The 23509-nt window shown below is 70.1% G+C and carries 29 protein-coding genes; 13 read left to right on the top strand and 16 right to left on the bottom strand.

Annotated elements, in window-relative coordinates; all coding sequences use genetic code 11:
• Nucleotides 1-139: 139 nt before the first annotated feature.
• A complete protein-coding gene (locus tag BUB75_RS17840) occupies nucleotides 140-538 on the top strand; it encodes a WhiB family transcriptional regulator (RefSeq protein WP_084741431.1) in 399 nt (132 codons plus the stop codon).
• Nucleotides 439-1203 (top strand): alpha/beta hydrolase family protein, encoded by a 765-nt coding sequence (locus BUB75_RS17835; protein WP_218617598.1) that lies wholly within the window; start codon nucleotides 439-441, stop codon nucleotides 1201-1203. Before BUB75_RS17840 ends, BUB75_RS17835 begins: the two co-directional genes overlap by 100 nt.
• Here the strand turns inward: BUB75_RS17835 and ybaK are convergent.
• Nucleotides 1200-1682: a Cys-tRNA(Pro) deacylase gene (gene ybaK / locus BUB75_RS17830; protein ID WP_073258647.1), complete on the bottom strand. Its 483-nt coding sequence runs from the start codon at nucleotides 1680-1682 to the stop codon at nucleotides 1200-1202. The genes BUB75_RS17835 and ybaK overlap by 4 nt on opposite strands.
• Nucleotides 1683-2157: 475 nt before the next feature.
• On the opposite strand from ybaK, the gene BUB75_RS17825 reads away from it, so the two are divergent.
• Complete coding sequence (locus BUB75_RS17825) at nucleotides 2158-2763, top strand: sigma-70 family RNA polymerase sigma factor (RefSeq protein ID WP_073259139.1); 606 nt, start codon at nucleotides 2158-2160, stop codon at nucleotides 2761-2763.
• Nucleotides 2760-3074 carry a mycothiol system anti-sigma-R factor gene (gene rsrA, locus BUB75_RS17820; protein WP_073258645.1) on the top strand — a complete coding sequence of 105 codons (315 nt, stop codon included), beginning with the start codon at nucleotides 2760-2762 and terminating at the stop codon, nucleotides 3072-3074. The genes BUB75_RS17825 and rsrA overlap by 4 nt, the downstream gene beginning before the upstream one ends.
• Before the next feature lie 75 nt (nucleotides 3075-3149).
• Here the strand turns inward: rsrA and BUB75_RS48855 are convergent, their stop codons facing one another.
• The 5 genes from BUB75_RS48855 to bioD form a co-directional block, all read right to left on the bottom strand.
• Nucleotides 3150-3224: a 50S ribosomal protein bL37 gene (locus BUB75_RS48855; protein ID WP_376981713.1), complete on the bottom strand. Its 75-nt coding sequence runs from the start codon at nucleotides 3222-3224 to the stop codon at nucleotides 3150-3152.
• Nucleotides 3225-3291: 67 nt separating this feature from the next.
• Nucleotides 3292-3474, bottom strand: coding sequence for a biotin synthase auxiliary protein BsaP (bsaP, locus tag BUB75_RS17815; RefSeq protein WP_073258643.1), 183 nt, complete (start codon nucleotides 3472-3474; stop codon nucleotides 3292-3294).
• Nucleotides 3471-3992 carry a GNAT family N-acetyltransferase gene (locus tag BUB75_RS17810; protein ID WP_143175274.1) on the bottom strand — a complete coding sequence of 174 codons (522 nt, stop codon included), beginning with the start codon at nucleotides 3990-3992 and terminating at the stop codon, nucleotides 3471-3473. Before BUB75_RS17810 ends, bsaP begins: the two co-directional genes overlap by 4 nt.
• A gap of 47 nt (nucleotides 3993-4039) precedes the next feature.
• Nucleotides 4040-5065, bottom strand: a complete 1026-nt coding sequence (gene bioB / locus BUB75_RS17805; protein WP_073258639.1) for a biotin synthase BioB — start codon at nucleotides 5063-5065, stop codon at nucleotides 4040-4042.
• 36 nt (nucleotides 5066-5101) lie between these two features.
• A complete protein-coding gene (gene bioD / locus BUB75_RS17800; RefSeq protein ID WP_073258637.1) occupies nucleotides 5102-5833 on the bottom strand; it encodes a dethiobiotin synthase in 732 nt (243 codons plus the stop codon).
• A 168-nt stretch (nucleotides 5834-6001) separates the two neighbouring features.
• Here bioD and BUB75_RS17795 point away from each other — a divergent pair, with 168 nt between their 5' ends.
• The 3 genes from BUB75_RS17795 to BUB75_RS48520 all read left to right on the top strand — a co-directional run bounded on the left by BUB75_RS17795 (nucleotide 6002) and on the right by BUB75_RS48520 (nucleotide 8174).
• Nucleotides 6002-6865 carry a helix-turn-helix domain-containing protein gene (locus tag BUB75_RS17795; protein ID WP_073258635.1) on the top strand — a complete coding sequence of 288 codons (864 nt, stop codon included), beginning with the start codon at nucleotides 6002-6004 and terminating at the stop codon, nucleotides 6863-6865.
• A gap of 692 nt (nucleotides 6866-7557) precedes the next feature.
• Nucleotides 7558-7806 (top strand): DUF397 domain-containing protein, encoded by a 249-nt coding sequence (locus BUB75_RS17790; RefSeq protein WP_218617597.1) that lies wholly within the window; start codon nucleotides 7558-7560, stop codon nucleotides 7804-7806.
• A 125-nt stretch (nucleotides 7807-7931) separates the two neighbouring features.
• The gene (locus BUB75_RS48520; protein ID WP_342761144.1) at nucleotides 7932-8174 is read left to right on the top strand and encodes a DUF397 domain-containing protein; all 243 of its coding nucleotides are present in this window, start codon (nucleotides 7932-7934) and stop codon (nucleotides 8172-8174) included.
• A 129-nt stretch (nucleotides 8175-8303) separates the two neighbouring features.
• Here BUB75_RS48520 and BUB75_RS17780 read toward each other — a convergent pair whose 3' ends face one another.
• The gene (locus tag BUB75_RS17780) at nucleotides 8304-8852 is read right to left on the bottom strand and encodes a hypothetical protein (protein WP_073258629.1); all 549 of its coding nucleotides are present in this window, start codon (nucleotides 8850-8852) and stop codon (nucleotides 8304-8306) included.
• A gap of 448 nt (nucleotides 8853-9300) precedes the next feature.
• On the opposite strand from BUB75_RS17780, the gene BUB75_RS17775 reads away from it, so the two are divergent.
• Together BUB75_RS17775 and BUB75_RS17770 are read left to right on the top strand one after the other, a co-directional pair.
• On the top strand, nucleotides 9301-11805 hold the full coding sequence (locus BUB75_RS17775) for a lysylphosphatidylglycerol synthase transmembrane domain-containing protein (RefSeq protein ID WP_073258627.1): 2505 nt from the start codon (nucleotides 9301-9303) through the stop codon (nucleotides 11803-11805).
• 260 nt (nucleotides 11806-12065) lie between these two features.
• On the top strand, nucleotides 12066-12491 hold the full coding sequence (locus tag BUB75_RS17770; protein ID WP_073258625.1) for a hypothetical protein: 426 nt from the start codon (nucleotides 12066-12068) through the stop codon (nucleotides 12489-12491).
• 101 nt (nucleotides 12492-12592) lie between these two features.
• On the opposite strand, the gene BUB75_RS17765 is transcribed toward BUB75_RS17770, so the two are convergent.
• Nucleotides 12593-13756 (bottom strand): 8-amino-7-oxononanoate synthase, encoded by a 1164-nt coding sequence (locus BUB75_RS17765; protein ID WP_073258623.1) that lies wholly within the window; start codon nucleotides 13754-13756, stop codon nucleotides 12593-12595.
• Nucleotides 13757-14012: 256 nt separating this feature from the next.
• Between BUB75_RS17765 and BUB75_RS17760 the strand changes: the two genes are divergently transcribed.
• Complete coding sequence (locus BUB75_RS17760) at nucleotides 14013-15488, top strand: sensor histidine kinase (protein WP_073258621.1); 1476 nt, start codon at nucleotides 14013-14015, stop codon at nucleotides 15486-15488.
• Nucleotides 15489-15569: 81 nt separating this feature from the next.
• On the opposite strand, the gene BUB75_RS17755 is transcribed toward BUB75_RS17760, so the two are convergent.
• Together BUB75_RS17755 and BUB75_RS17750 are read right to left on the bottom strand one after the other, a co-directional pair.
• Complete coding sequence (locus tag BUB75_RS17755) at nucleotides 15570-15818, bottom strand: WhiB family transcriptional regulator (protein WP_073258619.1); 249 nt, start codon at nucleotides 15816-15818, stop codon at nucleotides 15570-15572.
• 498 nt (nucleotides 15819-16316) lie between these two features.
• Nucleotides 16317-17270 (bottom strand): diacylglycerol/lipid kinase family protein, encoded by a 954-nt coding sequence (locus BUB75_RS17750; RefSeq protein WP_073258617.1) that lies wholly within the window; start codon nucleotides 17268-17270, stop codon nucleotides 16317-16319.
• Between the two features lie 33 nt (nucleotides 17271-17303).
• Between BUB75_RS17750 and BUB75_RS17745 the strand changes: the two genes are divergently transcribed.
• Nucleotides 17304-17756, top strand: a complete 453-nt coding sequence (locus BUB75_RS17745) for a hypothetical protein (RefSeq protein WP_073258615.1) — start codon at nucleotides 17304-17306, stop codon at nucleotides 17754-17756.
• A gap of 31 nt (nucleotides 17757-17787) precedes the next feature.
• Here BUB75_RS17745 and BUB75_RS17740 read toward each other — a convergent pair whose 3' ends face one another.
• From BUB75_RS17740 to sodN, 5 genes are all read right to left on the bottom strand, one after another.
• Nucleotides 17788-18780, bottom strand: a complete 993-nt coding sequence (locus BUB75_RS17740; protein WP_218617596.1) for a SigB/SigF/SigG family RNA polymerase sigma factor — start codon at nucleotides 18778-18780, stop codon at nucleotides 17788-17790.
• A gap of 50 nt (nucleotides 18781-18830) precedes the next feature.
• Nucleotides 18831-19217 carry an ATP-binding protein gene (locus BUB75_RS17735; RefSeq protein ID WP_073258611.1) on the bottom strand — a complete coding sequence of 129 codons (387 nt, stop codon included), beginning with the start codon at nucleotides 19215-19217 and terminating at the stop codon, nucleotides 18831-18833.
• A gap of 368 nt (nucleotides 19218-19585) precedes the next feature.
• Nucleotides 19586-20071, bottom strand: coding sequence for a GNAT family N-acetyltransferase (locus BUB75_RS17730; RefSeq protein WP_218617594.1), 486 nt, complete (start codon nucleotides 20069-20071; stop codon nucleotides 19586-19588).
• Nucleotides 20068-20646, bottom strand: a complete 579-nt coding sequence (locus BUB75_RS17725) for a histidine phosphatase family protein (RefSeq protein WP_073259138.1) — start codon at nucleotides 20644-20646, stop codon at nucleotides 20068-20070. Before BUB75_RS17725 ends, BUB75_RS17730 begins: the two co-directional genes overlap by 4 nt.
• Before the next feature lie 65 nt (nucleotides 20647-20711).
• The gene (gene sodN / locus BUB75_RS17720; RefSeq protein ID WP_073258607.1) at nucleotides 20712-21116 is read right to left on the bottom strand and encodes a superoxide dismutase, Ni; all 405 of its coding nucleotides are present in this window, start codon (nucleotides 21114-21116) and stop codon (nucleotides 20712-20714) included.
• Between the two features lie 137 nt (nucleotides 21117-21253).
• Here sodN and BUB75_RS17715 point away from each other — a divergent pair, with 137 nt between their 5' ends.
• A complete protein-coding gene (locus BUB75_RS17715) occupies nucleotides 21254-21664 on the top strand; it encodes a S26 family signal peptidase (RefSeq protein ID WP_084741427.1) in 411 nt (136 codons plus the stop codon).
• Nucleotides 21665-21849: 185 nt separating this feature from the next.
• Complete coding sequence (locus BUB75_RS17710) at nucleotides 21850-23046, top strand: NAD(P)-dependent malic enzyme (RefSeq protein WP_073258605.1); 1197 nt, start codon at nucleotides 21850-21852, stop codon at nucleotides 23044-23046.
• Between the two features lie 47 nt (nucleotides 23047-23093).
• Here the strand turns inward: BUB75_RS17710 and BUB75_RS17705 are convergent, their stop codons facing one another.
• The gene (locus BUB75_RS17705) at nucleotides 23094-23357 is read right to left on the bottom strand and encodes a cell division protein CrgA (protein WP_073258603.1); all 264 of its coding nucleotides are present in this window, start codon (nucleotides 23355-23357) and stop codon (nucleotides 23094-23096) included.
• Nucleotides 23358-23509 lie beyond the last annotated feature (152 nt).

The raw sequence follows: 23509 nt of genomic DNA, 5'->3' as shown, positions 1-23509 counted from the left end.
AACGACCCCTTCCCCGCCTCGTTGTCTGTGACGTAGCCCGTGGCACACGGTTTACTGCTGGCGCTTCCGCCGGGGGTGGCGCCCGTGTCACGGGGACACCGGTACAGGCACGCACCCGTGCAGGAAGGAGAGCAGACACGTGACTCGGGCCAGGCTGCCGAGGCCACATGAGGTGCTCGCGGCGAGCCGCGATCCCCGGTTGCTGGCGGCGAGGGCGGCACGACCGGCCGACCCGACATGGCGCACACGCGGTCGCTGCCGGACCGTCGACCCGGAGACGTTCTTCCCGCTCCCCACCGAACCGGCCGATCCGGCGCTCAGTTTCTGCCACTCCTGTGACGTCCAGGCAGACTGCCTCGCCGCCGCGTTGAACGCCGGCGACTGTGAGGGGGTCTGGGGCGGTACGACGCCGCGGGAACGACGCGCGATGCTGGTGGCATGGCGGAATCGGACCGGAGTGGCCGGCGCACCGACCTCGTTCACGAACGCGACACGCGCGCGGTCGGAACGCGCGGACACGATCCGGCGCGATACGTAGGTCAGGTCTCACCAGCCTCGCTGACGCGAGGCGAACCACTGGGGGAGCCCGCCGGGGGGCTCCTCCTGGACGTTCCCACCCGACGCGGGCCGGCTCGGGTCCTGCTCGAGCGTCCGTCCGGCCCGGCCGGATCTCTGCTGGTCCTCGGCCACGGCGCCGGGGGTGACGTCGATGCCCCGGACCTGGCGGCGGTCACGGCCGCGGCGGTGGCGGCAGGTGTCGCCGTCGCCAGGGTGACCCAGCCCTACCGGGTGGCCGGCCGACGGGCACCCGCCCCGGCGAACCATCTCGACGAAGCCTGGCTGGACGTGGTTCCGGTCGTGCGGGACGCCGTGCCCGGCTGCCCGCTCGTCGTCGGCGGGCGCTCCAGCGGCGCCAGGGTGGCCTGCCGTACCGCGGCCGAACTCGACGCCGCCGCGGTGGTGGCGCTGGCGTTCCCCACGCATCCGCCGGGCAAGCCGGAGCGCACTCGCGTGGATGAGCTGCCCCGGGACCGGCCGACGCTGGTTCTCAACGGAGACCGTGACCCGTTCGGCGTCCCGCCGGTCGTCGGGGACATGACGCTGCACGTGCTTCCCGGCGCCGACCACGGCCTGAAGAAGGCCGTGGAGGCCGTCGCGGAGCTCGTGGTCGCCTGGCTCCGCGCTCGTACCTGGGCGGACTAACCGGCCGCGGCGATCGGGGCGACGGTGGCCGCGGTCAGGCGGGTCAGGTCCGCGGGTGAGACCTCCACCTCGAGCCCGCGCCGCCCGGCCGAGACGAACACGGTCTCGAACGTCTCGGCGCTGGCATCCACCACGGTCGGCAGCCGCTTCCGCTGTCCGAGCGGGCTGATCCCGCCCCGGACGTAACCGGTCGTCCGTTCGGCGAGCGTCGGGTCGGCCATCGACGCCCGCTTCTTGCCGACCGCGGCCGCGAGCGCCTTGAGGTCGAGGTCGCCGGTCACCGGCACGACCGCGACATGCAGCGCGCCGTCCACCTGTGCGACCAGCGTCTTGAACACCCGCTCGGGCGGGACGCCCAGCGCCTGTGCCGCTTCCAGCCCGTACGAGCCGGACGCCGGGTCGTGCTCGTACTCGTGAACAGTGAATCCGGCACGTGCCTTCGTGAGTGCCTGTGTCGCTGGGGTCCCTCGGCCTGCCATGCGGCGATGCTAAAACCACGACCTGGCGGAACATTCGCCCGGATGGCTGTGTTGTCCGGGCGTGTGGGATGAGCGAACCGTATGGGATCAGAAGACGGCTCAGGGTTTGCCCCGGATGGTGACGGGTAGCCCGGGTGCGCTGGCGGAGCTGGAGCGGTCGGAGCCGACCGTGGTGCTCGGAGATATGTCCGACCCGAAGGCGGTGAATTTCGGGTCGCCGATCAGCCGCAATGCTGTCAAGCTCGACACGGTCGTTACGACCAGTGGTGATGCGGGTTACGGCAGTGGAGGCGCGCTCCGCCTATCCTCTATGACGAGCCCGGTATCGGTGCTCCGGTCGGGTTCGGTCCCGACGCCCATCCAGCCTGGAGAAGACTTGCCCACAGCCCCTCAGCCCGACGACGTGGCCGGCGCGCAGCCGGACGTCGACGCAGAGCCTGGTCAGGACGCTGCCGACGAGGCGGCGTCGGCCAAGGTGACGGCGGAGTCGACGGAGACGGTGGCTGAGCGCAACGCGCGGTTCGAGCGGGACGCACTGCCGTACCTCGACCAGCTCTACGCCGCGGCGCTCCGGATGACGCGCAACCCGGCCGACGCCGAGGACCTCGTGCAGGAGGCGTACGTCAAGGCGTATGCGGCGTTCCACCAGTTCCAGGCGGGCACGAACCTCAAGGCCTGGCTGTACCGCATCCTCACGAACACCTTCATCAACAACTACCGCAAGCGCCAGCGGCAGCCGCAGCAGAGCCCGACCGAGCAGATCGAGGACTGGCAGCTGGCCGCGGCCGAGTCGCACTCGTCGTCCGGGCTGCGTTCGGCGGAGGTCGAGGCGCTCGACCGGCTGCCGGACTCGGACGTGAAGGACGCGCTGCAGGCGCTGCCGGAGGAGTTCCGTCTCGCGGTCTACCTGGCCGACGTGGAAGGCTTCTCCTACAAGGAGATCGCCGACATCATGGGGACGCCGATCGGCACCGTGATGTCGCGGCTGCACCGTGGGCGACGTAACCTGCGGCGTCAGCTGGAGCAGTACGCGCTGGACCGGGGAATCGTCCGCGCCGCACCCGAGGGGGTGTCGTCGTGAGCTGCGGTGGACCACACGAGGTCGACTGCGCCGAGGTGCTGGCCGAGGTATGGCTGTACCTGGATGCGGAGACCGACGGGCCGAGCCGGGAGAAGATCGCCGAGCACCTGGACGAGTGCGGGCCGTGCCTGCGCGAGTTCGGTATCGAGCAGGAGGTCAAGGCGCTGGTGGCTCGCTGCTGCGGCGGCGAGGTCGCGCCGGACAGCCTGCGGCGTCGCCTGATCACCACGATCCGCCAGGCCGTGGTATCCGACGACGGGTCGCGTGCCGTCTACGAGGAGACGACGATCGAGGTCCGGCGCGAGGCCTGACCTCCGACGCTTCGAGAACGACTACGCCCCCGCCGGTTCACCGGCGGGGGCGTTCATTTGTCTCCGCAGCCGTGATCAGCTGTTGGGACGGCGACCGTGGTTCGCCTTCTTGTTCTTCCGGGCCTTCTTCTTACGAGCGCGCCGAGCCATCTCGGTCTCCTTCCGTTGACGTCGCTCTCCAGCATGTCACGGTGAACGGGGACCGAGTCGCCCGGGCTCAGCTGACGGTCACCCCGTGCTGGGAGCATCGCGCCGACCAGCCGACCGGCGTGACCTGCACGACCATGCGCCGGCGACAGGACGGGCAGAAGCGCGGTGGTTCGAGCGCGAGCGCCCGGACGCAGGCGTCGTGTTCCCGGCCGTCGAGGGGCTCACCGCAGCGGCCGCAGTACTCGCTCACAGCGTCTTGGTGTAGGCGAGCAGCTCGACGCCGTCGGTCGGGGCCCAGTCGAGCTGCGGTGTGCGCTCGAACCCGAACCGGCCGTAGAGCCGCTGCGCCGTGTTCATCTGCACCTTGGTGGAGAGGACGACGCTGCGCGCACCGTTCCGGGCGGCCATCTCAAGGCACTCTCTGACCAACCGGGTGCCTACTCCCCGTCCGCGCTGGTCGGGGGCCACCGCCAGCATCCGGAACTCGGCCTGGCCCTCGTGAGAGAGCTCGGCGTAGGGCGAACCGGGGAGGCAGAACGTCACCGTTCCGAGCAACCGGCCCTGCTCGTCGATCGCGACGAGTAGTTCACAGTGGTTGGCCCGGTGCTCGGCGTCGCGAAGTTCCTCGGCGTAGTCCGAATCGTTGGCCAGCAGGCCATCAGCCGCGTAGGCGTCGTACGTGAGCTCACCGATCGTCGCGTACTCGGCCGGCACGGCCGCGCGGATCGTGATCACGCCGACGGGCGGCGGGTGGGACGACGTTGTCACATCGTTTTGTGTACCAGAGAAATGTGACCGCACCGCAGGACTGACCGTCACAAAGTCGCCGAGAGCGCCTTGATCGGCATTTTCAAGTCAGCCAACATGGCGAGATCCTCGGTGGCCGGGCGGCCGAGCGTCGTCAGGTAGTTGCCGACGATGACCGCGTTGATTCCGCCCAATACGCCCCGTTCAGCCAGGTCGCCGAGGGTGATTTCGCGCCCGCCCGCGAACCGCAGGATCGTCCGGGGCAGGGCGAGGCGGAACGTCGCTACCGTGCGCAGCGCCTCGGTGGCCGACATCACGGGCTGGTCGCCGAACGGCGTCCCCGGGCGGGGGTTGAGGAAGTTCATCGGAACTTCGTCCGGTTCGAGCGTCGCGAGCTGCGCCGCGAACTCCGCGCGCTGGGCGCGTGTCTCGCCCATGCCGACGATGCCGCCGCAGCACACCTCCATGCCGGCGTCCCGGACCATCGTGAGCGTGCTCCACCGCTCCTCCCAGGTGTGGGTGGTGACCACCGTGGGGAAGTAGGAGCGGGCCGTCTCGAGGTTGTGGTTGTAGCGGTGGACGCCGATCTCGACCAGCTCGTCGACCTGCTCCTGGGTGAGCATGCCGAGCGAGGCGGCGACGTTGATGTCGACGGCGTCCTTGATCGCGGCGACACCGGCTCGCATCTGGGACATCAGCCGGGCGTCCGGTCCGCGGACGGCGGCGACGATGCAAAACTCGGTCGCCCCGGTGGCCGCCGTCTGTTTCGCGGCCTCCACCAGCGACGGGATGTCGAGCCACGCGCTGCGCACCGGGGACGCGAACAGCCCGGACTGGGAGCAGAAGTGGCAGTCCTCCGGGCAGCCGCCGGTCTTCAGCGACACGATGCCCTCCACCTCGACCTCCGGGCCGCACCAGCGCATCCGCACCTCGTGGGCGAGCGAGAGCAGGTCGTCCAGGCGCTCGTCGGGGAGCTCCAGGCACGCGAGCGCCTGCTCCTCGGTCAGGCCGCGGCCCTCCTCGAGCACCTGGGTCCTGGCGGTCCGGAGGATGTCCTCGGAGACACCGGTGGGTGCGGCAACGGTCGCGGTCATCGGTGACCTTCTTCCTTCGGGAGAGGGTGCGTGCGCTTACTGCGGGACGGCGGCCGGGGCCGGGTCGATGCTCGCGCGGAACGCCATCGCGTCGAACGTCCCGCCCCAGGAGGCGTCGAGTCCGGCGGCGGCGACCGCGAGAAAGTCGGCTTCGTGCGGTGCCCCGGCAGGCAGGACGCCGTCGAGCGGCCGGCCGGTGACGGTCTCCAGGTCGACGACGTTGCAGCGGGTGGCCAGGTCCGGGTCGGTCGGCCAGCTGCCGATCACCAGGCCGGCCAGCGGAACACCCCGGCCGTCCAGCGCCTCGACCGTGAGCGCCGTGTGGTTCAGCGTCCCCAGCCCGGCGGCGGCCACGAGCAGGACCGGTGCCTGCACGGCCCAGGCCAGGTCGGCGAGCGTCCAGCCGTCGGGTCCGAATCGGACGAGCAGACCGCCGGCGCCCTCGATGAGAACGAGGTCGTAGTCGTCCTCGAGCGCGGCGATGCTCTTCGCGACCGCAGTCAGCCGCAGCGGGCGGTCACCGGCCTGCCGCGCGGCGGCCTCGGGGGAGAGGGGATCGGGGTAGCGCGCGTATTCGTAGGTCACCACGCCGGGCGCCAGCCGTTCGATCTCGGCCAGATCGCCGGGCTCGCCGGGCCGCAGACCGGTCTGCGCGGGTTTGACGACGGCGACCGAGCGGTCGCGCGACCGAGCCAGTGCCGCGACGGCGGCGGTCGTGACGGTCTTGCCTACCTCGGTGGAGGTGCCGGAGACGGCGACGATGCCCACAGTCGGCCACCCTACGACGGCACGGTCTCCCCAGCCGCCCCACGACACCGACTGTGACCCGCGCCATCACCGTTTACCAACAGAGTGCTCGCTACTTTCGTACCTACCAAAGTCGACGGGCGCTATACGATCGAGTGTCTAGCACCCCGCTATTGCAGGAGAGCAGTCATGCCTCGAACGAGTCCCACCGTGCGTCGTCGTCGCCTGGGGCAGGAGTTGCGGGCCCTGCGGGAAGCAAAAGGCATGACGGTCGAGCAGGTAGCGAAAGAGCTCGACTGGTCACCGTCGAAGGTGAGCCGGATCGAGACGACCCCGATCAAGGTGGGGACCGTCGACCTGCGCGCGTTGCTCGACGTCTACGAGGTCTTCGAGAAGGACCGTCGTGCCGGCATGCTCGAGCTGGGCAAGGAATCGCGGGAACCGGCGTGGTGGATGAGCGTCAACGACCGCACGCCGGTCGACAGCTTCAAGGCATTCATCGGATTCGAGGCCGAGGCGCATCAAATCCTGACCTACGAGCCGACGATCATTCCCGGCTTGCTGCAGACCGAGGCTTACATGCGCGCGCTGATGCGTGCGCTGTTCACCAGGGATGCGGACATCGAGGAGGCGGTGAAGCTACGCCTGACTCGCCAAGAATTGCTCACCAGCGGGGACGATCCGCTCAAATACACGGCGATCATCGACGAGGCCGCTCTTCGCAGGCCGGCCGGCGGCGTCAGGCGGCGTGAGGTGATGCGGGAGCAGATCGAGAAGCTTCTGACGCTCTCCGAGCGCTCGAACATCGCGATTCGTGTACTGCCGCTGGCCAATGGACTTCACCCGGGGATGAACGGCGCGTTCACGGTGGTGGAACTGCCGCACCCGGATGATCCGGACATCGTTTGGCTGGAGGCGTTCACGGTTGGCGCGATGCTGAGCTCGAAAGAGGACGTCCGGTACTACAACCGCGTGTTCGACGGCGTGCAACAGGAGTCTCTCGGCCGCGACGCCAGTGAAAATTTTCTTCAGGAGATGCTCGCCACCTATTGAGGGCGGGCTGTGTCGGCGAGTTGGCCGATTACACGATGCCCTGACGACGGTCGGACTGTTCGATGCGGGACGGACGGCCGAGGCGCCCGGGCGGCGGCCGTCACAGCATGCCACCGTGCGGTGTGACCGAACTTGCGTGACCGGCGCAAACGCTGCGTGTTGCTACGTACCGTCACCGCGTGGTGCGGCTGTGTCGATGAAGACACGTGCAAGTCTCGCCTTGCAAGGCGCGTCTTGCACGCCCTAGGATGCAGATAACTCGGCGGGGCCCGCAGGCCAGGAGGTATCTCGATGCGGCCGCGTGTTTCGGGCCGGGAGGACTCTCAAGACGAGTTCTTCCCGCCCAGCTTCGGTGCTACGCGGATGATCTCTGCCTGTGCCGAGGTGCTCATCCGGTGCGGTGAATTCGCATGATGGTCGCATCGTGACGAGCCACCCGGCGTTGCTGGCGAATGTGGTCGGGAACCAGGTTCGTAACTCGTTCTTTGTGACAGCACATTATCGGTACAGTTTACGTCCGAAAAAGTGTGCCGAGCGTTCGAACGAACTAGGGGTTCGACCCGGGAAATGCTGTTCGGTCTCGCTTTCGTGGCCGATGTACTTTGTGTCAGCGTCGGTTGCCGCACCGCGTCAGCCGGCGATCGAAGGGCATTGAGCTGCGTCGTAAACCTGCATTCATTCCAGTGGGCACCATGGCGGTGCCGCCCGTTTCATTCGAGAGGTTCGGTCCTGATATGGAGACTTCATTGAGGTTCGAGGGTGTGGCGTGGCGCAAGAGCGCGTCCAGCGGCCTTGGAAACTGTGTCGAAGTGACGTCGGCTCCGATGGACGGTCTGGTCGGCATGCGTGACACGAAGGACCGCGGCGGCGTTGTCCTCGCGATTCCGACGACTACCTGGGTGTCGTTCTTGAGTGACCTCAAAGCGGGCCGCATGCGCTGAAACGAACGGAATGCGAAGCTTGGTGGTTAGGGAAGAAATTATCCGGTAACTCTCCCTTCCGGACGCCCGACTCTGCATACTGGTAGAGCCGTGGACACTTCAGCGTGCGGTGCCGGTCACGATAAGTGAGCCGCGCGTCTGACCCATGGGGAAGGGAGCGGGGCGTGGCGAAGAGGGACGGTGTATTCCGGAAGTCGATCTCGAGCGGCCTGAGCAACTGCGTCGAAGTGGCCTTCACCGAGAGCGATGTCCGGGTACGTGACTCCAAACAGGTTCCGGGTGGGGTGGTCTTAGCTTTTCCCACGTCGGTGTGGCTCGACTTCGCTGAAGGGGTGAAGGCGGGGCGCTTCGACCCACCGAGCTGCTGAGCGGCTCTGCACGTACGACTGTCCCCTCTGCGCAAGACGAGGATGCGCAGAGGGGACAGCCTTTTCTCGGCCCCCCCACCCCTGGGGCCGAGGCTCATGGGTGGTGGATCGTGCGTGTGAAGTTCGCCGTCAGCCGGCCGTGAGTGATTGGATCTCCGGGCCCGGTAGTCGGGCCAGCAGGTAACCGGTCGCGGTGGTTCGGTGCAGCGTGAGGCTGTCGAGCTCGGTCGTCAGGACCACCACCGGCCACTTGTCGGGGTCGTCCGAGGTGACCGCCCAGCCGACGATCTGTCGGCCGTGCAGGAGTCCCCAGGGCAGGATTCCCCCGGGTTCCGGATGAAACGGTGGCGGGAAGTGGTCGCAGGTGATCGTCCGCAGCGACGTCACCAACCGCTGAATGCCTTGCAGCCACGGCATCAGGTCGAGCGTGTCCTCGCCGCTGCCGGGGCCGTAGACGACGACGTCCGCGACGATGCCCGGCCCACGGTCGTCGATCAGTGCGCGATAGTCCGAGGGAAGTTCGGTGCCGAGATACCGCTCGGCGTCCGCCCAGGAGACCCGCCGTCGGCGCAGGGCCCTCGGCGGATCAACGCGGCGGAGTAAGTCGACCGCACCGGCCTGCGGTGGCTCCGCGGTCTTCCCGGCCAGGTCCCCCCACCCGGACGGGAACGCCCCCACCCCGCCGTGCCGTCGGCCACGCTCTGCGGCCGAGCAAGACGGGTACTCCGAGACCACCCAGACGGTTTCGCGCCGGAAGCGAAGCGTCCGGAAGGTGGGCGGCGTACTGCTGTTCCGCACCCGGAAGGCGCGGCGTACTCGGTGGAGTCCTCTTCGTGTCCAGAGAGTGTTCATCGCACTCACCCCTCCGACGGGCTGCCCATCTTCCCGTCCAGAGGCAGTATGCAAGATGCATGGCGAGTATCGCAACCAGCAAAGCGAGATTTCGCAATAGTCGGGCCGCAAGAATGCCCGCGCAAGTTTATGCTCGCAAAGTGACGCCAGAGCTCGTGCAGCGTACGCGCGACAAGCTCGTTACCAGCGCGTTCAGATGTGATTTCTGTGTCGAGAGTGGCTACGGATGAGGTCACGCTCCACGGTCTCGACCGTAGATGACACCATCCTTGCCATGACGACGTCGGGGCGGTCCGAGTCGCCGGCCGCGGAGGAGCGGGTCACCGGCGACGGGACGAGCGAATCCGCACCCGAACAGAGCCACGTCGAGGCCCCGTCCAACGGCTCCGCGCCTGCCGCGGAGCAGCCGCGGGCCGACGGGGCGCCGATCATCGAGGCGCCCGAGCCGCCGCGCCGCGTCCACCGCCCGCTCGACCTGGTCCGGCTCCTCGTCTCGGTGGCCGGCCTCGCGGTCGCGATGCTCTTCGGCGCCTTCGACAGCAACACGGTCGCCGGCCTCGACAAAGACGTCACCGCCGCCACCGCCCCGCTCCCGATCGCGCTCGGCGTCCTGATCACCACCGGGTCGGGCCTGCTGATGCTCGCGCTCCCGGCCGTCATCGTCGTGGACCTGCTCGTCCGCCGCCGGCTGCGGATCCTGGCCGACGGCACGCTGGCCTTCCTCGCCTGTCTGGCCTGGGTCGCCGCACTGCAGTCCGTGCTCCGCCAGCTGGGCAACGCGGACGCGCTCGCCGCCTCGCTCACCACCGCGCAGGCCGCCGACCCGGGCATCACCGGTTTCAGCGCCGGGGTGGCCGCGATCGCCACCGTGGCGCAGATCGGCCGCCAACCCCGGTTGCGCGTCCTGGGCGGCGTCGTATTTGTCTTGTTCGGCCTGGCGCAGGTCACGCTCGGAGCCACCGCCGTCGCGGTAGTGATCTCGCTGCTCATCGGCCGCGTCGTCGGCATGTTCGTGCGGTGGGCGGCCGGGACCACCCCGTCCAGGCCCAGCCCGCGCGCGGTGGTGGCGGAACTACGGCGGGCGGGCGTCGAGCTGGTCTCGCTGCGTCCCCGGCACCTCGACATCGACGACCCGGTGTTCTTCGACGCGATCGACAGCGGTGGGCGCTCGCTCGTCGTCCACGTGCTCGACCGCGACCACGAGGGCGCGGGTGTTCTGCAGGCGGTCTGGCGCACGGCGCGGTTCCGCGAACCGGCGGGCCGGAAGGCCCTCGTCTCGCTGCGCCGGGCGGTCGAACACGAGGCGCTGATCAGCGCGGTGATGGCCGCCGCGGGCGCGCGGGTGCAGGGCATGGTCGCGGCGGTTCCGGTGGAACCGGACGCGGTCGTCCTGGCCTATCAGGACGTTCCCGGCCCGACGCTCGACGAGATCCCGCTCGGCCAGCTGGACGACGACCGGCTGGACGCGGTCTGGCGGCAGGTACTGCTGCTGCACCGGCGAGCCATCGCGCACCGCGGGCTGGCCGGCCAGAACATCGTCTTCCCGCCGGACGGGGGCGCCGGGCTGCGGTTCAGCGGTGCCGGGTTGATCGCCGCGCCGGTCGCCGCGCTCCGCATCGACCTCGCGCAGTTGCTGGTCACGCTCGCGCTCAAGGTCGGCGTCGACCGCGCCGTCGAGAGCGCGCTGCGTGCGCTCGGTACCGAGCGGCTGGCCGAGGCGGTCTCGGCTCTGCAGCCGGTCGCGCTCGGCCGGACCAGCAGGCAGGCGCTGCGCCGTGACAAGGCGCTGCTCGACACGCTGCGGGACCGCGTACTGGACGTGATCGGCACCGCGCCACCCGAGCCGGTTCGCCTGGAGCGCCTGCGGCCGCGCACGATCATCTCGGTCGTCGCGCTCACCGCCGCGGCGTACGTGCTGCTCGACCAGATCGCCGGCCTCGACCTGGTCGCGGTGATCACCGACGCGGACTGGCGGTGGCTCGCGCTCGCGGTGCTGCTCGGCACCGTCCGGTTCGTCGGAGCGGCGATCGCGCTGACCGGTTTTGTCGCCGAACGTCTGCGGTTCGCGCGCACGTTCCTGGTTCAGGTCGCGTCGTCGTTCCTCGGGCTGGTGGCGCCGGCCGGTGTCGGTGGTGCCGCGCTGAACGTCCGGTACCTGCAACAGGCGGGCGTACCAGCGGCTGCCGCAGTGGCCGCGGTGGCGCTCTGGCAGCTCGGGACCGTGGCGGTCACCGTGCTGCTACTCATCGTCGTCGGACTGATCGCGGGCAACGACCAGGCGCGCTCGCTCGAAGTGCCGGACAGCGCGCTGATCACGCTCGGGATCGTCATGGCGGTGGTCGCTGCCGTGTTCATGGTCCCGTTCGGACGGCGGTTCCTGCTGGCTCGGCTGCGGCCCTACCTGGCCCAGATCACGCCCCGGTTGGCCAGCGTGTTCACCAGGCCGGCCCGCCTCGGTGCCGGAGTCTTCGGGACGATCCTGCAGTCGGCGGCGACCGTGCTCGTGATGAGCGCCTGTATCGAGGGGTTCGGCGGCTCGCTGTCCTGGTCGGTGGTCGCGGTCGTAGTGCTCGCCGGAACGGCGCTCGGCTCGGCCGCCCCCACGCCCGGTGGCCTGGGTGCGGTCGAGGCAGTGCTCTCCGCGGGCCTGACCGCGGGCGGCCTCGACGGTGCGACCGCGATCTCGTCGGTGCTGCTGTTCCGCATGCTCACGTTCTGGTTGCCCGTGCTGCCCGGGTGGCTCTCCTTCACCTGGCTGAGCCGCAAAGAACTGGTTTAGGACGCCAGGCAAGCAGCTGTTTCTGGGGCGCCTGAGCATTTCTGGGGCTGCTGCGTCGGCGCTCCGATTCTCGGCAGATCGTTGCCTTGTGCATGATGCATTGTTCGGGCATGCTTTCTGCAACTCATTGATCGCATCACTATCACTGCGGTTTGATCCACGAGAATTGCGGCGATAGGGAGGGTGGCGAGTAGCAACGGCGCTGATGGGTGTCGGAACGGCTCCGTGGAGTCGCACCGGGTCGACTGGGGGAGGCGGCGATGGGCGCGGAGGCATGGATCGGCCTGGTGACCGCGATCCTGGCGGCGGTGACGATCGGCGTGATGTACCGCCTGTCCCCGCGTGAACACGACGAGCCGCACTTCTCCGTCCTGCGGCGCCCCACCACCACCGGGTGGACGGTGACCGCCTACAACGCCGGGAACGGCGAGGCGCCGCTGGCGTGGTTCGAGCTGGTGCCCGATCCGGCGGGCCGTGCCTCGGCGATCGACCCCGACACCGCGATCCGGGTACCGGCGGGCGGGACGCTCCGGGCTGAGGTGCTCCGTTCCGAACGGCCGCGTGGGCTGGGGGTGGAGCTGTGCTGGCTCGACCGGGATCGCGAGGAGCACCGGTCGGCCGTGCTGCTCCCGGAGCCCGAGGAGCCGGCGGCCAAGAGCCGGAAGATCCGCCGCCGCCAGTCCTGACCGCCCCCGCGCGCCGCCCCGCATCGCCCGCGGGGCGGCGACGGGGCGATGGCGGTTACGGCATTGCCCGCGGGCCGGGCGGAGGGGATGGCCGCGGGGCGTCAGTGGCGGGTCGGGATGCGGAGCGTGCGGGCGACCGCGGTGAACGCACGCGCGGCCAGCGCCACCTCGGCGTCCGACAAATCAGCGCGCGCGGTCAATCGCAGGCAGGCCCGGCCCTCGGGAACCGAGGGCGGTCGGAAGCAGCCGACCTTCAGCCCGAACTCCGCGCAGACCGCCTGCGCGTGCAGCGCGGCGTGCGGATCGCCGATCGTCACCGACAGCACAGCACCGTCCGGACGCGTCACCGACAGCCCGGCCGAGCGGGCCGCCCAGGCCAGCTCGCTCGCCCGCGCACGGACGGTGGCCACCAGCTCCGGCGTGGACGCCAGGATCCGGAGCGCGGTCAGCGCGGCGGCCGTCGACGCGGGCGCCAGACCGGTGTCGAAGATGAACGGCCGGCCGCGGTCGATCAGCTCCTGGATCACCTCCGGAGCGCCCAGCACCGCCCCACCCTGCGACCCCAGCGCCTTCGACAGCGTCACCGTGCGGACGACGTCCGGCTCACCGGCGAGCCCGGCCGCGTACACCGCACCCCGCCCCCGCTCACCGATGACGCCCAGCGCGTGCGCCTCGTCGACGACCAGCAGCGCCCCGTACTGCCGGCACACCGCGTGCAGGTCGGGGAGCGGCGCCAGGTCGCCGTCGACGCTGAACAACGCGTCGGTGACCACGACCGCGTGCTCCTCCGGACGGCCGGCCAGTGCCCGCTCGACCGCGCCGACGTCCCGGTGCGGGGTGATCGTCACCCGGGACCGGGAGAGGCGGCAGGCGTCCACGATCGAGGCGTGGTTCACGGTGTCGGAGACGACCAGCACGTCCGGGCCACCCAGGACCGTCACCGCACCGAGGTTGGCCAGGTACCCCGAGGAGAAGACCAGCGCGTCCGGCGCTGCCGAGAACCGGGCCAGCGCGGCCTCCAGCTCCGCGTGCAGCACGGTCGTGCCGGTGACCAGCCGGGAGCCGGTGGCGCCCGCGCCCCACGTGAGCGCGGCCGCGGCCGCGGCCGACACCACCCGCTCGTCGCGGCTGAGACCGAGGTAGTCGTTGCCGGCCAGGTCGACGAGACCATCGCCGGCGACGGGCCGGGGGCGCAGCCGTCGGGTCAGCCCGGAGACCGTCCGGACCGAGTACGCGTCACGGAGACGCTGCAGTGGATCGCTCACTCGACGGAGTTCCTTACCTACTTCAAAGCCACGACCTGCGGTTATGCCCCGTGGGTCGGAGTCTGGCACAAACCTGGCACCGTCCGGGACGAGTCGCGGTTTCTCCTTACCGGGGAGTAGCACCGGATCTGGCTCAGTTGCGCGGCGCGACCTGGGACGAACCCTCCGAAGGGAGGATCAGGTCCCACGAGGGTCGAAACCGTCCGTTCGGAGGACCGGTTCGGTGGCCCCGACCTGCCCGTGCAATATTGAGCCGGTGTCGACACTCCGGGACCTGGTCGAGGAGCACACGTCTCTCTCCGGTGAGGACCTGGACCACCTGCACCGTCTCGCCGGCGACTGGCAGCTGGTCGCCGACCTGAGCTTCGCCGACCTCCTGCTCTGGCTGCCGGTCGCGGAGAGCGGCTTCCTGTGCGCGGCGCAGGTCCGCCCGACGACCGCGCCGACCGCCTACCACGACGACATGGTCGGCAAGATGGCCACCGGGCCGGTGGTCGACCAGCTCACGACCGCGATGATCGAGCGCCGGATCTGGCGCGAGGGCGACCCGGTCTGGCACGACGGCGTACCGGCCCGCCAGGAGGCGATCCCGGTCCGCCGGGGCGAGCGCGTGATCGCGGTCGTCGGACGGGTGACGAACCTGGCGGCGACCCGCGTGCCGAGCCAGCTCGAGCTCAGCTACCTGCAAGCCGCCGACGACCTGTGCCTGATGGTGGCCGGTGGCACGTTCCCGCCGCCGCCCGCGGAGGAGAAGACCGCGTCGGCGCCCCGGGTCGGCGACGGCCTGGTCCGGCTGAATTCGCTCGGCGTCGTCACGTACGCGAGCCCGAACGCCCAGTCGGCGTACCGCCGTCTGGGGTTGGCCGGGGACCTGGTCGGTGAGGACCTCGCGACGCTCACCCGCGGGCTGGCGACCGATCCGCTCGACGGCGGCGAGGTGTGCGCGCGGATCCAGGCGGCGGTGCACGGCGAGGTGAAGGGCCGCACCGAGGTCGAGGCGCGGGGTGCCACCGTGCTGATCCGGGCGTTGCCGCTGCTGCCGGACGGCTCGCCGATCGGTGCGCTGGTGCTGGTCCGCGACGTGACCGACGTCCGGCGGCGCGACAAGGCGCTGGTGACCAAGGACGCGACGATCCGGGAGATCCACCACCGCGTCAAGAACAACCTGCAGACGGTGGCCGCGCTGCTGCGTTTGCAGGCCCGGCGGGTCGGGACGTCGGACGCGCGGGCGGCGCTGGAAGAGTCGGTGCGGCGGGTGGCGTCGATCGCGATGGTGCACGAGACGCTCGCGTCGTCGCTGGACGAGACCGTCGACTTCGATTCGATCGTCGACCGGGTGATCTCGATGGTCGCCGACGTGGCCGCGCCCGAGTCGCGGGTGCTGGTGCGGCGGGTGGGTTCGTTCGGCGTGCTGTCGGCGCAGATCGCCACACCGCTGGTGACGGTCGCGACCGAGTTGGTGCAGAACGCCGTCGAGCACGCGTACGGGCCGGGTCAGGCCGGTGAGGTGATCGTGGCGGCGCACCGGTGGCGCGGCCGGCTGCACGTCCGGATCACCGACGACGGCCGGGGGCTGCCGGAGGACTTCGAGCTGGACAACTCCGAGCGGCTCGGCCTGCAGATCGTCCGGACGCTGGTCACCGGTGAGCTGAACGGGACCCTGGAACTCCGCCCCCGCCCCGAAGGCGGCACCGAAGCGGTCCTAGTAGTCCCCTTGATTCCCTTTCGCTGAGGGCGGCCGGGCCGATCAACGTGATCGGCCCGGCATCCCCGTCGTTGGGGGTGCCGGGCCGGTCAGGCTCGTGCGAAGGTTTCAGGCGGTGCGGGCGCGCTGCCGGTTGCGTCGCTTGAGCGCCCGGCGTTCGTCCTCGCTCATCCCGCCCCACACGCCGGCATCCTGACCCGATTCAATGGCCCACTGCAGGCAGGATTCCGTCACCGAACAACGGCGACAGACGGCCTTGGCCTCTTCGACCTGCAGCAGAGCCGGGCCGGTCGTCCCGATCGGGAAGAACAGCTCGGGGTCCTCGTCGCGGCAGAGGGCGCGGTGGCGCCAGTCCATGCCAATTCTCCTTGTATCGATCTGGGGTTCGCCGTCCTTGCCCACACCGAGCCGGACGGCGGCTGAAGCTCAAGTGTGGTGTTGCTTGTGAATGCTTTCACGAACTGCGGCTATGTCAAGGGGTTGTGAACCTTATTTAGGACGGTCGTGAGCCGACTCACCTGCGGTTAGATCGGACAATACGCTAGTAACGGTGTACTTCACCCTCAAATGAGGTGCAAACCGCGGCGAGTGTTACGCTCCGCAGCCACCGCCCGCGCCCGCAACGCTCGGCGTCGACACGTGGTGTGTTTAGCGCCGGGTGTCACGGATGTCGGTTGACCACCCTGAACCACAGGAGAGTTCTCTACTGAACCGCGTCCTGCCGGTCAGGTCCGTAACGCCCCTCACTGTCATGAACGCTCATGCGGCGGGGGGTTCCGCGCTTCTTAACGCCTAAAACGTTCGCGCACGAGGAAGTTTTAAGGTCCGTCGTTCAGTGATGCGAAAAAACGTGTCTCACACCACGACGCGAAGTGCGTTCGGCACCGCCGTGAATCGCAGCTCGGAGAGTTCGCCGAGGTAGTCACCGTCGACCTGGGCGGCCAGCGCGGCGTCCGAACGGAGCACGAACCCGGACAGGTCGTGCTCGCGGAGAATGTGGCGGCCGTGCGGATCCGGTTGCGGCGAAAGGATCTGCCAGACCGTTCGGAGCGTGCTCGGCAACCCGAGCGCGCGCAGCGCCAGCAAATCCAAACCCGCGTCGAACGACGCTTCGGGGCACGGATTCACCGGGCGCGGTCCGAGATAGGTCCACGGCGAACAGTTCTGCACGATCACCGCGGCGAACCGTCCACTCGGTTCGGCGCCGACGCCGTCCGCGGCATCCGCCGGCGGGGCGTCGAGTTTCAGCTCGATGCTCGTCGTGGTGCGCTCCGGCCCCCGGAAGTACTGGGCGACCGCCGACCGGACGTACAGGCCGGGCGTCGCGGTCCGGCCGCGACTGCGTGCCTGCTCCACCCGGCCGACGACGGCTGCGTCGAGGCCGAAGCCCGCGCAGAAGATGAACCAGCGGTCGTTGACCTGGCCGAGCCCGATCGAGCGTCGGCGGTTGGCCCGGAGGGCTTCGAGCAGCAGACCGGTGGCGTCGACCGGGTCCCGCGGAGCGCCGAGCGCCCTGATGAACACGTTCGCGGACCCACCCGGTACCACCCCGAGCGCCGGGAGGTCGTCGCGCGGCCCGTCGACGAGGAGGCCGTTGACGACCTCGTTGACCGTGCCGTCGCCGCCGAGCGCCACCACCACGTCGTAGTGCTCGCGGGCGGCACGGGTCCCGAGCTCGATGGCGTGCCCTCGGTGGGTGGTCTCCGCGATCTCCAGGTCGAGCTCGGCCGACAGCGCTGAGACCAACACCTCACGAGTGCGTGGCCGGGTGGTCGTGGCGATAGGGTTGACCACCAGAAGTGCACGCATAGTGGCGACTCTACTTGTCGGTAGGCTTGAGCTGTGACTGACCGCCCAGACCCGGTCGCCGGGACAGGCGCCCCGAAGCCCGCGACCCCCGACGTTCTCGCGGACGACGGCCCGCTGACGTTGCGCGTCGGCGTCCTCGTGCTCTGGATCCAGGCGGTGCTGGTCGCCGTGCTCGCCGTCGCGGAGATCGTCGGCCTGGTGCGCGACGGCACCGACCAGCTCGAATGGGCGGCCTGGATCATCGCGGGGCCGTTGGTCGCGGCCGCCGCGCTCTACTACGCCGGCCGGCTGCTGATCCACCGTCGGCTGGCCGGCCGCGGGCTCGCGGTCGCGCTCCAGCTGTGCGCGGTCCCGGTGGTGTTCTTCATGGTCACCGGTGAGAGCGACGCCTGGGTGAAGGTGCTCGGCGGCCTGATCGGGCTCTCTGTGATCGCCTGCGTCGCACTGGTGGTCGCCCCGGCGTCCCGGCAGGCCTTGACTGCCTGAACACCGTTTACGGACGGTGACGAAACAGCCACTACTCTGGGTGTCCCAGACCCTCACGCAAGTGTGCCAACGTCCGGCTGAGCAACCGGGACACGTGCATCTGTGAGACGCCGATCTCGGCGGCGATCTCTGACTGCGTCATGTTCGCGAAGAACCGCAGCGCGAGGATCTGTCGCTCCCGCGGGTTGAGCCGGTTGAGCAACGGTCGCAGCGACGCCCGGTGCTCGACGTTCTCCAGCGCCACCTGAGCGTCCCCGGCGGCCGGGTGGGCGGCGCCGCCGGGCGAGTCGTCCGCCAGCTCGACGTCGAGCGAGACGGTCGTGTACGCGTGCGCCGACCCGATCGCCTCCAGCACCTCCTCCTCGGTCAGGTGCGTGTACCCGGCGAGCTCGGCGATCGTGGGGGAGCGGGAGAGTCGGCCGAACAGGTCGCCGGTCGCCCGGGAGACCGCCAGCGTGTGCTCCTGCATTCGCCGCGGCACCCGGATCGCCCAGCCCCGGTCGCGGAAGTGTCGCTTGACCTCGCCGACGACGGTAGGGGTCGCATATGTGGAGAATTCGACCCCGCGTTCGAGGTCGAAGCGGTCCACAGCCTTGATCAGGCCGATCGTGGCGACCTGGATCAAGTCGTCCATCGGTTCACCGCGCCCGGCGAACCGCCGCACCAGGTAGTGGGCGAGCGGCAGGTGGCGCCGCACCAACTCGTCCCGGTGCACCCGCCACTCCGGGCTGCCCGGCACACAGGCCTGCAGACGGCGGAACAGCTCGTGCGACGCGTGCCGGTCCCGCTCCGCAGCGGTGTGGGCGACGTCCGACCCGTCGGCGGCGTCGGCCGGATCCGCCGACGAGGCCCGGCGCCGCATCGGCGCTCGGCGTAGCGGGGGACGCTCGTCGGCCGGGCCCTCGTCGGCCGGGCCCTCGTCGGTGGTGCGGTCGTCGGCCGGACCGGCCGGAACCGGCACCCGGGACGGGTCGTGCTGGGTGGCGTCGGGCCGGCCGGTCCGACGGCCGACCGGGCGTACCACGGGATCCGAGGAGGGGTTCCGGCTTCCGGCCCCCGGGCGTCGCGCGCTGCTCACGAGGCGCGGCTCCGCCGCTTGACCAGCCCGATGGTGAGCTGGTCGTTGCTGACCTCGGCGTCCACCTCGCCGGTCAGTGCGGTGAGCACCTGCCAGGCGAAGGTGTTCTGCGGGGGCAGACTGCGGCGGACGCCGGGGAGCGTCACGGTGACGGCGATCTCGTCAGGGGTGAGGGTGAAGCGGCAGTGCAGTTCGGAGTCGGGGAGCTCTTCGCCGTTCAGCAACATCGCGCACGCCTCGTCGACCGCGATCCGCAGATCCTCGATCTCGTCGAGCGTGAAGTGCAGCCGAGCGGCGAGGCCGGCGGTGGCGGTACGCAGCACCGAGAGGTAAACGCTGTTCGCGGGCAGGGTCAGAAGGACGATGTCCGGGTCGCCCTCCACACTGTCCCCCTTCGCGGTGCTGGGCCGGTTCGAGGTGCTCGGCCCGGTGGCGGGGTCTCCCGGTGCACGCGAACCGGGGACGTAGCCGGCGAGGAGCGCGCCGGAAGCGGATGGTCGGACGCCGGGGCTCGCTGCCCGGCCGGCTGCGGCGCCGCCGCTGTGGTGAGCTGCCCTCGCCTCCACGCCACCCCTCCCCGTGCGCCGTCGCCGTGCGGTGTTCTGTCGCGCTATGCGGTGTTCCCCCGCCCGCACTTTACGGCTCGGTGGGGTCGGAGGGGAGTCCACACGCGAGTAGCGGTGGTGATCGGTGTCGACAGACGCGGTCGACACGCCCGCCGAAGCCGATTCCGCCCGGCGTGTCGGATCGGTCAGCCGCCGGCCAGGCGGAGGAGGTCCTGGCCGTCGACCCGGTACGGGATCCACTCGGTGAGCGCGTTCGCCCCCATCGCGGCGTACGCGTCCCGAGCGGGGGTGTTCCAGTCCAGTACCCACCACTCCAGCCGGGCGTACCGGCGTTCGACGCAGATCTGCGCCAGGCGGGAGAGAAGAGCACGGCCGGCGCCGCCGCGGCGCGCCTCCGGCCGGACGTACAGGTCCTCCAGGTAGATCCCGTGGACGCCACGCCAGGTGGAGTAGTTCAAGAACCACACGGCGAAGCCCACCACGGCATCATCGTCCGCCCGGCTCACGACGTGCCCGAACAGCGCCGGAGACGGCCCGAACAGGGCCGTCTCGAGCTGCGGGACCGTCAGCGTGCACTCGTCCGGCGCCTTCTCGTAGGCGGCCAGCTCGTGCACCATCGCCACGATGTCGGCGACGTCGTCCGGGGTCGCCTCACGAACCCGCCAGCTCACCACGCCGCCGGCGCGTTCCAGCGCCGCACGACCGGTCGGTCGTGCTCGGTGTCCAGGACGCCGATCGTCGCGGTGTCGAGCGCGAACAGCCGCCCCTCGGATGCGGGCAGGCCCAGCCAGCGTGCGGTCAACACCCGCAGGATGTGGCCGTGCGCGAACAGCACGACGTGCCCGTTCGGCAGCGCTTTCCGGGCTCGGTCGAGAACCCGGTCGATCCGCCTGCCTGCCTCTTCGGCGGTTTCTCCGTTGGGCACCGCACCGGTCCAGACCGTCCAGCCGGGGTCGCGTTCCCGGATCTGCGGCGTGGTGATGCCTTCGTAGTCGCCGTAGTCGACCTCGCGGAGGTCCTCGTCGAGCTCGACCGGGACGCCGGCCAGCTCCGCGGTGCGGCGCGCGCGCTGCAGCGGGCTGGAGAGCGCCAACGCCGGCGGCCGCCCGCCGAGAACCGAGGCCAGCACCGGCTTCAACGCCAGCGCGACGGCCTCGCCGGTCTCGGTCAGCGGGAGGTCGGTGTGGCTGGTGTGCTGACCGGACCTCGACCACTCGGTCTCGCCGTGGCGCACCAGATAGAGCACGGCCGAATGAGAAACGCCGGCTGCCCCCACCGAGGTGGAGGCAGCCGGCGCCTGGTCGTCGGCCGTCACGCCTTCTTGGTCTCCCAGAAGATCTCGGCGATCTCGTCGATCTTGCCGAGGAGCTGGTCGGCGACCGCTACGTCCAGCGTGCCCTTGCCGCCGGCCGCACCGGCCAGCTTGGTGGCCTCGTTGAACAGCTGGTGCAGCTGCGGGTACTTCTCGAAGTGCGGCGGCTTGAAGTAGTCCGTCCACAACACCCACAGGTGGTGCTTGACGAGCTCGGACCGCTGTTCCTTGATGAGGATGGCCCTGGTGCGGAACACCGGGTCCTCGTTCCCCTGGTACTTCTCGATGATCGCCTTGACCGACTGCGCCTCGATCCGGGCCTGGGCCGGGTCGTAGACGCCGCAGGGCAGGTCGCAGTGGGCATGTGCGACAGTGCGCGGCGCGAGGAAGCGCGGCAACCGCATGGTCTCAGTCCTCCGGTGGGATGATGCGTCCGACGAACGACTACAGCCCGAACCCTACTCCCGGTTCACCGGCGCGCTTTCGACGCGGGCAGGTGTTCTGCGGACGGTTTCGAGCACGGAAGGGCCGGTGGTACCGGATGGCCCAGCCGGGGGCCGCATCACTACCGCCGGATTCCGGGCCGCCGGAGTCCGGAACGGCCGCGGAGCGGTCGCTGGGACGCTCGCGGTGGGTGCACATCCTCGTCAGCGGTCCGTCGATGGTTCCGACATTGCGGCACGGCGACCACATCCTGGTGCGCCGCACCCGCCGGATCCGCGCCGGCGACGTCGTCGTCGGCGCCTTTCCCGCCCGCCCTGAGCTGCTCGTCGTCAAGCGGGCGGTCCGCCGGGCGGGTAGTGGCTGGTGGCTGGCCTCGGACAACGAAGCGGTCGCCGACGACTCGCGCCGCTACGGCCCGGCCGAGGTCTACGGGCGGGCCGTGGCGCGCTGCTGGCCCCTCCGTCGCGTCGGTATTCTGAGTCGGAGGGATCTCGCCGGGACCGAGTGAATCACCGCACTCCGTCCCAGCACGTGGTACACCTGATCGATTCACCCGTGCGAGAATCCTGTGTTATCTCCGGGCGACCCCCGGGTGACGCGACGCCGCACCCACGACCGTGGGGTCATGCCGCACTGCCGGGCGATGAGCCGTGCTCGTCGTCGCCGCCGCACACCCGAAGTCGAGGAGCCCCCGTGAGCGCCCTACCCATCGATACCTCCGCGCTGGAGACCGGTGACGGTCCCGACCCCGTTTTCGCCGCTCACCGGGGCGGCAAGATGGAGATCGCCGCGACGATTCCGCTCGCCGACCGCGACGACCTCTCGATCGCGTACACGCCGGGCGTCGCCCGGGTCTGCAGCGCGATCGCGGCCGAGCCTGCCCTCTTCGACGAGTTCACCTGGGCGTCCCGCACCGTCGCCGTGGTGACCGACGGCACCGCCGTCCTCGGCCTGGGCAACATCGGCCCGAAGGCCGCCATGCCGGTGATGGAAGGCAAGGCGGTGCTGTTCAAGAAGTTCGGCGGCATCGACGCGATCCCGATCTGTCTCGACACCACCGACCCCGAGGAGATCGTCGAGACGGTCGTTCGGCTGGCACCATCGTTCGGCGGCATCAACCTCGAGGACATCAGCGCGCCGCGGTGCTTCGCGGTCGAGGCGATGCTGGCCGAGCGCCTCGACATCCCGGTGTTCCACGACGATCAGCACGGCACCGCCGTCGTCGCCACCGCCGCGCTCCAGAACGCCGCCCGGCTCACCGGCCGGAGACTCGCCGATCTGCGGGTCGTGGTCTCCGGGGCGGGCGCGGCCGGCGTCGCGGTGACGAAGATGCTGCTGTCGGCAGGCGTCGGTGACATCGCGGTGGCTGACTCCCGTGGCGTCATCCACGTCGGCCGGGACAACCTCACGCCGGTGAAGAGCGAGCTCGCCGCGATCACGAACCGGGCGGCGATCACCGGCTCGATCGAGGAGGCGCTCAAGGGCGCGGACGTGTTCATCGGGCTGTCCGCGGGCAAGGTGCCGGAGTCCGCGGTCGCGACGATGGCGCCGGACAGCTTCGTCTTCGCGATGGCCAACCCCGACCCCGAGGTGCACCCGGACGTCGCGCACAAGTACGCCGCGGTGGTGGCGACCGGGCGCAGCGACTATCCGAACCAGATCAACAACGTGCTCGCGTTCCCGGGCATCTTCCGTGGCGCGCTCGACGTCCGGGCGACCGCGATCACCGAGGGCATGAAGCTGGCGGCCGCCGAGGCGCTCGCCGCGGTGGTGGCCGGCGAACTGCGGGCCGACCACATCATCCCGAGCCCGTTCGACCCCCGCGTCGCTCCCGCCGTCGCCGCGGCCGTCGCCGCCGCAGCCCGCGCCGACGGCGTCGCCCGCGTCTGAAAACCACGAGGACGCTCCGCCGCGCGGCGGAGCGTCCTTTGTCGTTTCTAGACTCGGGACGTACGCGTGGGGCGCTCGTAGTCCTGGCCGTGCCACGCCTTGCCGAGCAGCGTCACCACGACGACCAGCCCGATGACGCCGATGTAGTTCCAGGCGCCCAGTGCCTCCAGCGCCGGCACCGAGAGCAGCGTGTACGCCAGGATCCAGGCCGCGCCGAGGAACGTCAGGCCGGTCGAGAGTGCGCCGACCCACGGAGCGGACGGTGGGCGTCCGGTCGCGGCGTACGGTCCCTGGTTTCCCGGTGCGGTCATGGTCCCTCCGAGGGTGTGGCAGCCGTCACGTGTACCGGAGAGTAGCGCCTGTCGCGGTCGATGACACAGATCCGGATCGTGACAGTTCCGCTGACATTTCCGAGCCTCTTGTCAGCGCGGGTGATCGCTGCCACAGTCGAACCAGCGACTCG

Source organism: Cryptosporangium aurantiacum (assembly GCF_900143005.1).
Classification (GTDB): Bacteria; Actinomycetota; Actinomycetes; order Mycobacteriales; family Cryptosporangiaceae; genus Cryptosporangium; species Cryptosporangium aurantiacum.
Note: the sequence above shows the minus strand (reverse complement) of the source record. Positions and strands in the feature narration are given on the sequence as shown.

Coding starts and splice junctions, on each gene's coding strand:
- BUB75_RS17705 (WP_073258603.1), bottom strand. CDS start 23,357: ATGACCGCACCGGGAAACCAGGGACCGTACGCCGCGACCGGACGCCCA.
- ybaK (WP_073258647.1), bottom strand. CDS start 1,682: ATGGCAGGCCGAGGGACCCCAGCGACACAGGCACTCACGAAGGCACGT.
- BUB75_RS17715 (WP_084741427.1), top strand. CDS start 21,254: ATGGCCCAGCCGGGGGCCGCATCACTACCGCCGGATTCCGGGCCGCCG.
- BUB75_RS17770 (WP_073258625.1), top strand. CDS start 12,066: ATGGGCGCGGAGGCATGGATCGGCCTGGTGACCGCGATCCTGGCGGCG.
- BUB75_RS17775 (WP_073258627.1), top strand. CDS start 9,301: ATGACGACGTCGGGGCGGTCCGAGTCGCCGGCCGCGGAGGAGCGGGTC.
- sodN (WP_073258607.1), bottom strand. CDS start 21,116: ATGCGGTTGCCGCGCTTCCTCGCGCCGCGCACTGTCGCACATGCCCAC.
- bioB (WP_073258639.1), bottom strand. CDS start 5,065: ATGACCGCGACCGTTGCCGCACCCACCGGTGTCTCCGAGGACATCCTC.
- BUB75_RS17795 (WP_073258635.1), top strand. CDS start 6,002: ATGCCTCGAACGAGTCCCACCGTGCGTCGTCGTCGCCTGGGGCAGGAG.
- BUB75_RS17755 (WP_073258619.1), bottom strand. CDS start 15,818: ATGGACTGGCGCCACCGCGCCCTCTGCCGCGACGAGGACCCCGAGCTG.
- BUB75_RS17790 (WP_218617597.1), top strand. CDS start 7,558: ATGGCGGTGCCGCCCGTTTCATTCGAGAGGTTCGGTCCTGATATGGAG.
- BUB75_RS17835 (WP_218617598.1), top strand. CDS start 439: ATGGCGGAATCGGACCGGAGTGGCCGGCGCACCGACCTCGTTCACGAA.
- BUB75_RS17750 (WP_073258617.1), bottom strand. CDS start 17,270: ATGCGTGCACTTCTGGTGGTCAACCCTATCGCCACGACCACCCGGCCA.